This window comes from Goodfellowiella coeruleoviolacea, from assembly GCF_024171785.1.
In the GTDB taxonomy this organism is placed as follows: domain Bacteria; phylum Actinomycetota; class Actinomycetes; order Mycobacteriales; family Pseudonocardiaceae; genus Goodfellowiella; species Goodfellowiella coeruleoviolacea.
Window position 1 is genome coordinate 170,461 of sequence record NZ_JAMTCK010000013.1, and the last position, 12,487, is coordinate 182,947.

11 protein-coding genes are annotated in these 12,487 nt (G+C 73.4%); 4 read left to right on the forward strand and 7 right to left on the reverse strand.

What is annotated here, in order from left to right:
• Positions 1 to 416 precede the first annotated feature (416 nt).
• Positions 417 to 581 carry a hypothetical protein gene (locus tag LX83_RS26300; RefSeq protein ID WP_253776036.1) on the forward strand — a complete coding sequence of 55 codons (165 nt, stop codon included), beginning with the start codon at positions 417 to 419 and terminating at the stop codon, positions 579 to 581.
• Between the two features lie 185 nt (positions 582 to 766).
• Here LX83_RS26300 and LX83_RS26305 read toward each other — a convergent pair whose 3' ends face one another.
• The 5 genes from LX83_RS26305 to LX83_RS26325 form a co-directional block, all read right to left on the reverse strand.
• Positions 767 to 1,894: a sensor histidine kinase gene (locus tag LX83_RS26305; protein WP_253776037.1), complete on the reverse strand. Its 1,128-nt coding sequence runs from the start codon at positions 1,892 to 1,894 to the stop codon at positions 767 to 769.
• 13 nt (positions 1,895 to 1,907) lie between these two features.
• Positions 1,908 to 2,615 carry a response regulator transcription factor gene (locus LX83_RS26310; protein WP_253776038.1) on the reverse strand — a complete coding sequence of 236 codons (708 nt, stop codon included), beginning with the start codon at positions 2,613 to 2,615 and terminating at the stop codon, positions 1,908 to 1,910.
• Positions 2,616 to 2,747: 132 nt separating this feature from the next.
• A complete protein-coding gene (gene dxs, locus LX83_RS26315; RefSeq protein ID WP_253776039.1) occupies positions 2,748 to 4,700 on the reverse strand; it encodes a 1-deoxy-D-xylulose-5-phosphate synthase in 1,953 nt (650 codons plus the stop codon).
• Positions 4,701 to 5,296: 596 nt separating this feature from the next.
• Positions 5,297 to 6,580 carry a class I SAM-dependent RNA methyltransferase gene (locus tag LX83_RS26320; RefSeq protein ID WP_253776040.1) on the reverse strand — a complete coding sequence of 428 codons (1,284 nt, stop codon included), beginning with the start codon at positions 6,578 to 6,580 and terminating at the stop codon, positions 5,297 to 5,299.
• Positions 6,577 to 8,589, reverse strand: a complete 2,013-nt coding sequence (locus LX83_RS26325; protein WP_253776041.1) for an APC family permease — start codon at positions 8,587 to 8,589, stop codon at positions 6,577 to 6,579. Before LX83_RS26325 ends, LX83_RS26320 begins: the two co-directional genes overlap by 4 nt.
• A 188-nt stretch (positions 8,590 to 8,777) precedes the next feature.
• Between LX83_RS26325 and LX83_RS26330 the strand changes: the two genes are divergently transcribed.
• Positions 8,778 to 9,443 (forward strand): potassium channel family protein, encoded by a 666-nt coding sequence (locus LX83_RS26330; protein WP_253776042.1) that lies wholly within the window; start codon positions 8,778 to 8,780, stop codon positions 9,441 to 9,443.
• Positions 9,443 to 10,099, forward strand: coding sequence for a potassium channel family protein (locus LX83_RS26335; RefSeq protein WP_253776044.1), 657 nt, complete (start codon positions 9,443 to 9,445; stop codon positions 10,097 to 10,099). Before LX83_RS26330 ends, LX83_RS26335 begins: the two co-directional genes overlap by 1 nt.
• A gap of 189 nt (positions 10,100 to 10,288) precedes the next feature.
• On the opposite strand, the gene LX83_RS26340 is transcribed toward LX83_RS26335, so the two are convergent.
• Together LX83_RS26340 and LX83_RS26345 are read right to left on the reverse strand one after the other, a co-directional pair.
• The gene (locus LX83_RS26340; RefSeq protein ID WP_407649669.1) at positions 10,289 to 11,083 is read right to left on the reverse strand and encodes a DUF3159 domain-containing protein; all 795 of its coding nucleotides are present in this window, start codon (positions 11,081 to 11,083) and stop codon (positions 10,289 to 10,291) included.
• Entirely contained in the window at positions 11,080 to 11,457 is a 378-nt protein-coding gene (locus LX83_RS26345) for an OB-fold nucleic acid binding domain-containing protein (protein ID WP_253776046.1), read from the reverse strand. The genes LX83_RS26340 and LX83_RS26345 overlap by 4 nt, the downstream gene beginning before the upstream one ends.
• A gap of 106 nt (positions 11,458 to 11,563) precedes the next feature.
• Between LX83_RS26345 and LX83_RS26350 the strand changes: the two genes are divergently transcribed.
• Positions 11,564 to 12,358 carry an alpha/beta fold hydrolase gene (locus tag LX83_RS26350; RefSeq protein ID WP_253776048.1) on the forward strand — a complete coding sequence of 265 codons (795 nt, stop codon included), beginning with the start codon at positions 11,564 to 11,566 and terminating at the stop codon, positions 12,356 to 12,358.
• Positions 12,359 to 12,487: the final 129 nt, after the last annotated feature.

Here is a 12,487-nt window from a genome sequence, read left to right on the forward strand (position 1 = left end):
GCCCGTGCTCCGGTCGCAGCAGGCGAGCCCGGCAGGTGGACCGGTGGGGCTGCCGCGGCGCGCTGGACAGGGGCGGGGCGCCGGCTCAACCCGTTGCCGTGCAGGCGGATCAGCGGGGCGCCCGCGCTGGCGAGCCGGAAGGCTGGGCGTTGTCGCGACCGGGTTGGTGGTCCAGTGGCCGTTGGGGACACGGCCGCGTTCGGCTGCTTGTTCCGCACGGGGTCGGCGGGATCGACGGGCAGCCGCACGGCGGTGACAGCGGTCCGGTGCCGCGGCTGGTCCCGCGGCCGCAACAGGTTTCCGACGGCGGTCGGGCACGGTGGGCGGCGTGCGGTCGGGCGCGGTGGGCGGCCTGGTCGTTCAGCTGTGACGGGGCCCCTGCTGGCGCCGGTTCACCGCACATCGACCAGCCGGCGGTGTCGGGTGTGGACACCGGCGGCTGCGGCGAAGCCGGCACCGGCGGCGGCATCGACATCGGCGGCGGAACCAGCACCGGCACCAGCTGCGTCGGCGGTGGCGGCACCGGCCCGGCCTGGGGCTGGCTGGCCCGAGCCCCGGCCAGTGGCTGCCACCCGACATGACCACGCCGCCCCACATGACCACGCCGCCCGGCCGCCATCCAGCCACCCGACCACACTGGGCCACCCGACCTCACCGGGCCGCCAGCCAGGCCGCCGGCACGGCCCACGCCGGCGCGCGCTTCCCGCCGCTGGCAGGCGGATTCGGGCGGCCGGGCGGACGCGGCGAACGGCCAGCCGGTGCTCGGTCAGGGGGCTGCTGGCAGGCGGACCGTGACGGCCAGTCCGCCGCCGGCGACGGGCTCGGCGCGCACCTGGCCGCTGTGCGCGGCAACGGCCGCGCGCACGATGGACAGTCCCAGGCCCGTGCCCGACCGCGCCGTCCGGGCCACCCCGCCCCGGCGGAACGGCTCGAACAGCTCGGCGACCCGGTCACTGGCCACCACCGGCCCGGAGGAGGCCACCCGTAACACCGTCCACTCCGGACTGCTCTCGGTGTGCACCTCGATCCAGCCGGGGCTGGTGTTGTGCCAGACCGCGTTCTCCAGCAGGTTGCCGGCGACCCGTTCCAACAGTGCCGGATCGCCCACGGCGAGCGCGGGTCCGGTGTGGAAGACCGCCCGCAGCTCGCGCTGGTCGGCCTCGGCCCGCACCGCGCGCCACGCGCTGGCCACCACCGCGGACAGGTCCACCGGCTCGCGCACGGCCAACCCGATGCCGTCGGTGCGGGCCAACAGCAACAGCGCCTCCACCAGTTGCTCGGACCGCTCGGTGGCGGCGCGCACCACCTCGGCCATCCGCCGCAGTTCGGCGACGTCGGCGTCGGGATCGGCCAGGGTCACGTCGAGTTCGGTCCGCACCACCGCCAGCGGGGTGCGCAGTTCGTGGCTGGCGTTGGCGACGAACCTGCGCTGCGCCTCGAAGGCGGCCTGCAACCGGTCCAACATGGCGTCGAAGGTGTCGGCCAGCTCGGTCACCTCGTCCCGGGTGCCCTCCAGCCTGATCCGCTCCCCCAGCGACTCCGCGGACAGCCGGCGGGCCGTGCCGGTCACCTCGTGCAGTGGCCGCAGCACCCGGCCGGTGATCGTCCACGCCAGAATCGCGGCGGCCACCACCATGCACAGGAACGCGACCGAGCCGTACTTGAGCACCTGTGCCCTGGCCGTCTCGCGCAGCAGCAGCGCCAACTGGTCGGCCTGCACGTCCACGCCGTTCACCCGCACCGCACTGCCGTCGGGCAGCGTGGGAACGGCCACGGCGACCTGGCCGACCACCTGCCAGCCCAGCCACAGCAGCAGTCCACTCACGCCGGCGACGAGACCGGTTGCCAGCAGGGTGATGCGAGCGCGCAGGCCGGGGCCGCGTCGGGTACGCACCCCGTGTCCTCCGTCAGTTTCCGGCCGTGTGCGTGCCAGCCTCCGAGGTGGTCCGCTGGCCAGCGGCGGGCACCCGGTAGCCGGAACCGACGACGGTGTCGATGATGCCGGGCTCACCCAGCTTCTTGCGCAACGTCATCACGGTGACCCGGACCGTGGTGGTGAACGGGTCGGCGTTCTCGTCCCACACCCGCTCCAGCAGTTCCTCGCTGCTGACCACGGAACCGTTGGCGGCCATGAGCACTTCGAGCACGCCGAACTCCTTGCGGGTCAGCTCCACCGGCTGCCCCGCCCGCCGCACCATCCGCTTCGCCGGGTCCAGTTCGACGTCGCCGGCGGTGAGCACGGGCGGGGTGGCCGGGGTGGCCCGCCTGGCCAGTGCCCGCACCCTGGCGACCAGTTCGGGGAAGGCGAAGGGCTTGGCCAGGTAGTCGTCCGCGCCCAGGGACAGGCCCTCGACCCGGTCCTCGATGGTGCCGCTGGCGGTCAGCATGATGACCCGCGTCAGCGCTCCGGACCGGACGATCTCGCCGCACAGCTCGTCCCCGGACATCCCGGGCAGGTCGCGGTCGAGCACCACCACGTCGTAGCGCGTGACGCTCACCTTCTCGTGGCCGGCGTCACCGTCGTAGGCGACGTCCACGGCCATGCCTTCACGACGCAGGCCACGGGCGATCGCGTCGGCCAGCGGCTGTTCGTCCTCGACTACCAGGATGCGCACCCTTCTACGGTGCCACAGCACTGAGCAGAGTGGACTCGGCAGGTTGCGCGAACGCCGCGGCCACCCGGCGTCGGTGTGACCGGGTGGCCGCGGCGGGCTGCGGTGCGCGGCGGTGCGGCCGGCGCGGGAACGCTAGGCGCGCTCGGGTTTCTCGCTGACCGGGAGCTGGCCACCGGCCACGTCGACGCCGGCCCGCACGGGCTCACCCAGCCGGTCGGCGGCCCACTCGGTCACCCGGCGGGCCACGTCCTGCGCGGTCAGCCCGACCTCGGCGAGCACCTCGGCCCGGGTGCCGTGGTGGTGGAACCGCTGCGGCACCGCCAGATCGCGCAGCGGCACGTCCACGTCGGCGTCGCGCAGCGCCGCGGCCAGTGCCCAGCCGAACCCGCCGTGCCGACCACCGTCCTCAACGGTCACCACGAGCCGGTGCGCCGCGGCCAGGTCGACCAGTTCCCCGGGAACCGGCGTGATCCACCGGGGATCGACCACGGTGACGCCGATCCCCTGGTCGGCGAGGCGTTCGGCCGCGGCCATGCCGAGTTCGCCGAACGCGCCGACCGTGACCAGCAGCACGTCGGCCTGTTCCTGGGCGCCGGGGCGGCGCAGCACGTCCACCACGCCCAGCCGCTCCAGCGCCGGGATGTCGCCGCCCACCGAGGCCTTGGGGAACCGCAGCACCGTGGGGCCGTCGTCCACGGCGACCGCCTCGCGCAGTTCCTCCCGCAGGGTGCTGGCGTCGCGCGGCGCGGCCACCCGGATGCCCGGGATGACCCCGAGGATGGACATGTCCCACATGCCGTGGTGGCTGGCGCCGTCCGGGCCGGTGATGCCGGCGCGGTCCAGCACGACGGTGACCGCCTGCCCGTGCAGGGCGACGTCCATCAGCAGCTGGTCGAAGGCGCGGTTGAGGAAGGTGGCGTAGACCGCGACCACGGGGTGCAGCCCGCCCATGGCCAGGCCGGCGGCCGAGGTGAGCGCGTGCTGCTCGGCGATGCCCACGTCGAAGCAGCGCCGGGGGTAGGCGTTGGCGAACCGGTCCAGACCGGTGGGGCCGCGCATGGCCGCGGTGATCGCGACGATGTCCTCCCGCTCACCGCCCAGCGCGGCCAGTTCCTCGGAGAACACCGACGTCCAGCTCGTCTTGGCCGGGCCGACCGGTTCGCCGGTCACCGGGTCGATCACGCCGGTGGCGTGCATCTGGTCGGCCTCGTGGTTCTCGGCCGGCGGGTAGCCGTTGCCCTTGCGGGTGACCGCGTGCACGATCACCGGGCCGCCGAAGGACTTGGCCCGGCGCAGCGCCGACTCCAGCGCGCGCAGGTCGTGCCCGTCGACCGGCCCGAAGTACTTCAGGCCGAGGTCCTCGAACATGGCCTGCGGGCTGATCGCGTCCTTGATGCCGCGCTTGGCCGCGTGCAGGGCCGCGTAGAGCGGCTTGCCGACCACCGGGGTCTGCTGCAGGGCGCGGCGACCGCTCTCCAGCGCGCGCTCGTAGCCGGGGCGCAGGCGCAGCGACGCGAGGTGGTCGGCCAGGCCGCCGATGGTGGGTGAGTAGGAGCGGCCGTTGTCGTTGACCACGATCACCACCGGCCGGTTCTGGTCGGCGGCGATGTTGTTCAACGCCTCCCAGCACATGCCGCCGGTGAGCGCGCCGTCGCCGACCACGGCGACCGCGTGCCGGCGCACACCGGTCAGCTGGAACGCCTTGGCCAGTCCGTCCGCGTAGGACAGGGCGGTGGACGCGTGGCTGTTCTCCACGACGTCGTGCTCGCTCTCGGCGCGGGAGGGGTAGCCGGACAGCCCGCCGCGCTGGCGCAGCTGGTCGAACCCGTCCCGGCGGCCGGTCACGATCTTGTGCACGTAGCTCTGGTGGCCGGTGTCGAAGATGATCCGGTCGCGCGGCGAGTCGAACACCCGGTGGATGGCGAGGGTGAGTTCGACGGCGCCGAGGTTGGGGCCGAGGTGCCCGCCCGTCCGGGAGACCTTGTCCACCAGGAACGTCCGGATCTCCGAGGCCAGCTGCACCAGCTCACCGTGCTCCAACCGTTTGAGATCAGCCGGTCCCCGCACGGATTCCAGCAGCGTCACCACGTCACCTCACCTGAGTTGCCAAGCCTTGCTGATCGCCTTGCTCGCCCGTGCTGGGGAGCACGCCGGCCAGCGGGTGGCCGACCCCAAATCCCGGCCAGTCTACGAAGACCGTGCTGAGACAGCCGGCAATAGTGTTTACCGTTCGCCAATGCCCGTCCCAATCGGAGTAGTCCAGGTTACTGAACGTGTTTGGCCCTTCTGTGTGAGGACGCGTCAGCACCGGGCCGGGTTGACTCGGTGTGACCTGCTCCTCCGGGGTGGGTTCCCCTTGTCGTGACGGGAAAACGATCAGTTCCGCGGGCGGGCCGGGACGACCGCGGCCCGATCGGCCCGGCAGCGGACCGATCGCGCAGCCCACTCGCGCTTCACCCGGGTGGCGGTAGCTCGAACGAGGGGGTGGCTTTGCGTATCGGCGGTGCCGGGAGAGCCGCCGCCGCAGCTCGCGCCCGGACCCGCGCCCGCCTCGCCCGGTGCCGCCGCGCCGGGGCGTTGACCCCCGGTCGGGGCCGCCACGCCCGCCACCCGTGCACGTGACAATAATCACAGCGGCTGTGCTGTTCCCGGCTCGGGCACGGGCACTCGGCGGCGGGCGGTCAGCGGGTCAGCAGGGCAACGCACTCCACGTGGTGGGTCATCGGGAAGGCGTCGAAGGCGCGCAGCTCGGTCAGCCGGTAGCCGTGCTCGCCGAACCGGGCCACGTCCCGGGCCAGGGCGGCCGGATCACACGCCACGTACACCACCCGCGCCGGCGCGCGGCCGGCCACCGCGTCCACCACGGCGTGGCCAGCGCCCTTGCGCGGCGGGTCGAGCACCACCACGTCCGGGCTGGCCCACGCCGAGCCCGGCCCGGTCAGCTCCGCCGAGGCCAGGGCGCGCTCCACCCGGTCGGCGTGCGCCCGCACCTGCGGCAGGTCCGCCAGGTTGCGCTCGGCGTCGGCCACGGCCCGCCGCGACGACTCCACCAGCAGCACGGCACCGTCCCGACCCACCTGGTCGGCCAGCACCGCCGCGAACAGGCCGACCCCGCCGTACAGGTCCCAGGCGCAGCCGCCCGCCGGCGCCTCGGCCCACTGCCCCACCGTGCGGGCGAGCACGTCGGCCGCTGCCGGGTGCACCTGCCAGAACCCGTGCGCGGCCACCCGCCAGGTGCGCCCGGCCGCCCGCTCCTCGGCCACGTCGCCGCCGCTGACCCGGTGCGGCGTGGCCCTGGCCGCGGTGCGCCCGCCCGCGCGGGATCCGCCGCCTGGCCGGCCGCCGCGTTCCGGGCGCAGCTCGCTGACGTGGTTGTGGCCGTTGGCGTCCCGGGTGACCTCGACCTCGCCGCCCGGCGTCCACCGCCGCTCCAGCACCTCGTCCAGCGCGCCGGGCACGGTGATCGGGCAGTGGTCCACGGCGAGCACCTGGTGGCTGCGGTGCACGCGCAGTCCCGGTCGGCCGGCCCGGTCCACGGCCAGCCGGGTGCGGGTGCGCCAGCCCAGCGGACCGCCGGGCAGCGGCTCCACCTCGACCGGCCGGTCGACCCCGGCCAGCCGGTGCAGTTGCTCGGCGACCACCGCCGCCTTCAGCTCCCGCTGCGCCGGCCAGGCCGCGTGCTGCCAGTCGCACCCGCCGCAGCGGCGGGTGCCCAGCTCCGGCGCGGCGAACGGGCAGGGCGGGGCGACCCGGTCGGGCGAGGCGGTCAGCACCTCCACCGCGTCGGCCCGGCAGTAGGAGCCGCCGCGGTCCTCGGTGACCAGCACCACCACGCGTTCCCCCGGCAGCGCGTGCCGCACGAACACCACCCGCCCGGCCACCCTGGCCACGCAGTGGCCGCCGTGGGCGACCGGTCCCACCTCGGTCTCGAACCGCCGCCCGGTCCAGTCGGTCTTCTCGGTCATGACGACCCGCTGTTGCGCCGGTCACGGGGGTCCAGGCCGCGGCGCACCGCGCCGGGCGCGACCACCTGCCGCTCGTGCACCCGCTCGGAGGACTCCAGCTGCCAGGGCACGCTGGTCACCATCACGCCCGGCTGGAACAGCAGCCGGCCCTTCAGCCGCAGCGCGCTCTGGTTGTGCAGCAGCTGCTCCCACCAGCGGCCGACCACGTACTCCGGGATGAACACGGTGACCACGTCACGCGGGTTGTCGCTGCGGATCCGCTTGACGTAGTCCAGCACCGGCCGGGTGATCTCCCGGTACGGCGACTCGACCACCTTCAGCGGAACCTTGAAGTCCTGCTTCTCCCACTCGGCCACCAGCCGGCGGGTGTCCGCGTCGTCCACGTTGACCGTCACCGCCTCCAGCACGTCCGGCCGGGTGGCCCTGGCGTAGGTCAGCGCGCGCAGCGTGGGCAGGTGCAGCTTCGACACCAGCACGATGGCGTGGTTGCGGGCGGGCAGCAGGCCCTGCTGGTGGTCGCCCCGCTGCAGTTCCGCGGCCACCCGGTCGTAGTGCCGGCGGATCGCGGTCATCAGCAGGAAGATCGCGGCCATCGCGCTGATGGCGATCCAGGCGCCCGCGGTGAACTTGGTGATCAGCACGATGACCAGCACCGAGCCGGTCATCACCAGACCGAAGGTGTTGATGGCCTGGGAGCGGCGCATCCGCCGGCGCTGCGCCGGATCGGTCTCGCCGCGCAGCAGCCGGTTCCAGTGCCGGATCATGCCGGTCTGGCTGAGCGTGAACGACACGAACACGCCCACGGTGTAGAGCGGGATGAGCCTGGTCACCTCCGCGTCGAAGGCGATCACCAGCACGACGGCGAACCCGGCCAGGAACAGGATGCCGTTGCTGAAGGCCAGCCGGTCGCCCCGGGTGTGCAGCTGGCGGGGCAGGTAGCGGTCCTGGGCCAGGATCGACCCGAGCACCGGGAAACCGTTGAACGCGGTGTTCGCGGCCAGCACCAGGATCAGCGCGGTGACCAGGGTGACGAAGAAGAAGCCCGGCTGGAAGTTGGCGAACACGGCACCCGCCAGCTGTGCGACCAGCGTCTCCTGCTGGTAGCCGGGTGGCGCGCCGACCAGCTGGGTGGCCGGGTCCTCGGCCATCACCACACCGGTGGCCTGGGCCAGCAGGATCATGCCGAAGAACATCGACACCGCGATCACCCCCAGCATCAGCAGGGTGGTGGCGGCGTTGCGCGACTTGGGCTTGCGGAACGCGGGCACGCCGTTGCTGATCGCCTCGACACCGGTCAGCGCGGCGCAGCCCTGCGTGAACGCCCGCAGCACCAGGAAGATGAACGCGAACCCGACCAGGTTCTGGTCCTCGGCGTGCAGCTCGAACCCGGCGCTGGCGGCCCGCACCTCGTCGCCGAGGACGAACACGCGGAACAGCCCCCAGCCGATCATCGCGAAGATGCCGATCATGAACGCGTAGGTGGGGATGGCGAACGCGGTGCCCGACTCGCGGATGCCGCGCAGGTTCACCGCGGTCAGCAGCGCGATGGCGATCACGCAGAAGGCGACCTTGTGCTCGGCGATGAACGGCACCAGCGCGCCGATGTTGGCGGCGGCCGAGGAGATCGACACGGCCACGGTCAGCACGTAGTCGACGAGCAGTGCGCTGGCCACGGTCAGGCCGGCCTGCCGGCCCAGGTTGACCGTGGCGACCTCGTAGTCACCACCGCCGCTGGGGTAGGCGTGCACGTTCTGCCGGTAGCTGGCGACCACGGCCAACATGACCACGACGATGACCAGACCGATCCACGGCGCCATGGTGAACGACGCCAGACCGGCGATGGACAGGGTGAGAAAGATTTCCTCGGGTGCGTAAGCCACGGAGGACAACGCGTCCGAGGCGAACACCGGAAGCGCGATCCGTTTGGGCAGCAGCGTGTGGGCGAGCCGGTCGGAGCGGAACGGTCGCCCGAGCACGAGGCGCTTTGCCGCCGTCGTCAACTTGGACACGACTTCACAGCCTAAGGGGCCACCGTCACCGTTTCAGATTAAGCCTGGCTAGGGTGCGCATTCTGAGCGCGCTCGGCAGGGCCCCCGAGCCGTTGCCACACGGGTCGGTGCCCTTGCTCGGCACGTCGCGGTGGCAGTCGGCACCACAGCGGGTACGGTGCTGCGGCGCATGAGCGAGGAGGCACGTCGTGCACGTGGTGATCATGGGATGTGGCCGGGTGGGCACGTCCCTGGCTAAAGCCCTGGAACGCCTGGACCACCAGGTGGCCGTGATCGACAAGGACCCACAGGCGTTCCGCCGGTTGGGCAGCGACTTCCACGGTCAGCAGCTGGTCGGCAACGGCTTCGACCGGCAGGTGCTCGTGCAGGCCGGCATCGAGCGGGCCGGCGCGTTCGCCGCGGTGTCCAGCGGCGACAACTCCAACATCATCTCCGCGCGCGTGGCCAGGGAGACCTTCGGCGTGCAGCACGTGGTGGCGCGCATCTACGACCACAAGCGCGCCGCCGTGTACGAGCGCCTGGGCATCCCCACCGTGGCCACCGTGCCGTGGACCACCGACCGCTTCCTGCGCATGCTGCTGCCCGACGGGACGGCCAGCGCGTGGCGGGACCCGTCCGGCACCGTCGCCGTGCTGCAGCTGCCCCTGCACGAGGACTGGGTCGGCCGTTCCATCTCCGAACTCCAGGAGGCGACCGGGTGCCGGGTCGCCTTCATCATGCGGTTCGGCACCGGCGTCCTGCCCGACGCGAACACCGTGGTGCAGGCCGACGACGTGGTCTACGTGGCCGCGCTGTCCGGAACCGTCACCGACGTCACCACCGCCGCCCTGCAGCCCCCAGAGGAGAGCCACTGATGCGGGTCGCCATCGCCGGAGCCGGCGCCGTGGGCCGCTCCATCGCCCAGGAGCTGATCGCGGGCGGTCAGCAGGTCATGCTCATCGAGCGGGACCGGGCGCACTTCGAGCCGCACTCGGTCGAGCAGGCGGAGTGGGTGCTCGCCGACGCCTGCGAACTGTCCTCCCTGGAGGACGCGGGCATGGAACTGTGCGACGTGGTCATCGCCGCCACCGGTGACGACAAGGTCAACCTGGTGGTGTCGCTGCTGGCCAAGTCCGAGTTCGCGGTGCGCCGGGTGGTGGCCAGGGTCAACGACCCCGCCAACGAGTGGCTGTTCACCGAGGCGTGGGGCGTGGACGTGGCCGTCTCCACCCCGCGGATCCTGGCCGCCATGGTCGAGGAGGCGGTCAGCGTCGGCGACCTGGTGCGGCTGCTCACCCTGCGCCAGGGCCAGGCCAACCTGGTGGAGATCACCCTGCCCGAGGGCACGCCGCTGGCCGGTGAGCCGGTGCGGCGGCTGGCGCTGCCCAAGGACGCGGCGCTGGTCACCATCCTGCGGGGCGGCCGGGTGATCGTGCCGCAGCCCGACGACCCGCTGGAGGGTGGCGACGAACTGCTGTTCGTGGCCTCCGCCGACGTGGAGCAGGAGATCCGCACCGCGCTCGGCTACTGACCCGGGCCCGGCCGCTGACCCGGTCACCCCGAGCGTCCGCCCGGTGGACCCGGAGTGGACTCCGAGTGGACTCCGAGTGGCCTTTGCCGGCCCCACCGAGGCGGGCGGACGCCGACGGGGTGCGCAGACAGCGGCGGCGCCCGTCCGGGTCACCCCCGGCTGGGCGCCAGCCAGTGGGCCGTCAGCCGCTCAGCTCTGGCCGCCCTCCAGGCGGTGCCGGGTGGTGAGCCTGGCCGCGGCGGCGGCCCGCAGCCGCTCCTCGGCTTCCCGGTTCTCCGCCTCCCGCGCCTCCTCGAACGCCTGCTGCCGGCGGTCCGCCCGGCGCACCGCCCACACGGTGACCACGAGGGCCACCGCGGTCAGCGGGTAGCCCATGGCGATCCGGGCGAAGGCCAGCCAGCCGACCTGGTCCTCCTCGTACAGCCAGCGCTGCACCACGAACCGGCCGAAGAACACCAGCGTCCAGGTCAGTGTGGCCAGGTCGTAGCCGTACCGCGCCGGCTTGTCCTTGTGCCAGCCCATGCCGGAGCCGTTCAGCGTGGACCAGACCACCCCGACCAGCGGCCAGCGCACCAGGATCGAGACGAGGAAGACCCCGCCGTAGATCAGGCTGGCCCACACGCCGAACAGGAAGAAGCCCTTGGCCGAGCCGGTGCGGTAGGCGATGAACGCGGCGATGGCGATGCCGAACAGGCCCGAGATCGCCGGCTGCAGTGGTTCCTTGCGGATCAGCCGGACCACGGCGATGAGCACCGCGCTGCCGATCGACGCCCAGATCGCCGGCATCAACGAGGTGAGCGCGTTGACCAGGACGAAGACCAGCACCGGCACCGACGAGTAGAACAGCCCGCTGACCCCGCCCATCTGTTCGAGCAGGGTGGGTTGTGCCCCGTCAGCCGGTCCGTCAGCCGGTCCGTCAGTCGCCGGCTGCCCCGCCGGGGGCTGCTCGTCCGGTGCGTTCGGCTGCTCGCCAGGTTGGGTCATGACGTCGTCTGCAACTCGTAGTAGGGGTTGTACAGCACCTTGCGCCCCTCCCGAACGGAGATGCGACCGCGCGCCTTGATCGTGCGGCCCGGTTCGATGCCGGCGATCTTGCGCCGGCCCAGCCAGACCAGGGTCACGCCCTCGGTGCCGTCGTAGAGTTCCGCCTCCAGGGTGGCCGCGGCGTTGCGGGGGCACAACCCCACGCTGCGGACCCTGCCCAGCACGGTGACTTCCTCACCGGACCGGCAGTCGCACGCCCGCACAGCGCCGACGGCCTCGGCTTTTCGCGATAGGTCGTCGGCGTCCAGCTCTGCCACGTCGCTGGTCAGCCGACGCACGAGACGGCGCCAGTAGCCGTCTCCGTTATCGCCCATTCCCCGAACTCCTGTGTCCAAGGGGCCTCGACCGCGAAGCCCGCCTACGAGCCAGCGTAACCGTCCGAGGCCGGCCGGTCCGCTACCCGGGTGGAGGATCCTCCGCGTGATTCACTCGATTCCGCCACGGCTGTCCGGGCCGCCCGCCCGGGTCGCCGTGCTGCTGCCCGGTGCCGGGTCCGACGAGGTGTTCGTGCGCGCGGTCTTCGCCGAGCCGCTGGCCCTGCTCGGGGTCGAGGTGGTGGCGCCGGCACCGCGTCCCGGCCCGGACCTGGTGGACCACTGGCTCGCCGCGCTGGACGCGGCGGCCGGGGCCGGCCCGGTGCTGGTCGGCGGCATCTCCCTGGGCGGGCACCTGGCGGCGCGGTGGGCGCTGGCCAACCCGCACCGGTGCGCCGGCCTGCTGGTGGCCCTGCCCGGCTGGCACGGGTCACCTGAGGGCGCTCCTGGCGCGCTGTCCGCCCGGGCCAGCGCGGCCGCGGTGACCCGGCTGGGCCTGGCCGGCGCGCTGGCCAGGGCGCGGCAGGGCGCGCCAGCGTGGCTGGCCGAGGAACTGGGCCGCGCCTGGCCGCGACACGGGAGCGGACTGGCCGCCTCACTGCTGGCCGCCGCTGCCTGCCCGGCGCCCACCCCGGCCGAGTTGCGCGGCCTCACCCTGCCGGTGGGCGTGGCCGCCTGCCGCGACGACCCGGTGCACCCGCTGGCCGTGGCGCGGGAGTGGGTGGCCGCGCTGCCGCACGCACAGCTGCGCACCACCACGCTGGCCGCCCTGGGCGTGGACCGGCAGGCGCTGGGCCGCGCCGCGGTCCTGGCCTGGCTCCGGGCGCACCACCGCCACCGCCACCGCAACCACGGGACGACGGCACAGCACGGGCCAGCACAGCACGAGCCGGGACGGTGAGGCACCGGGCTGGGCGGCGTGGCGCTTGACCGGCGGCGCACACCTGGCTGGCCCCTTCCTGACGGGCGCTGGCCCGCCGCGCGCCGGTCACTTCCCGGGCCCGCCATCCCGCGCGCAGTGCCCCAACGG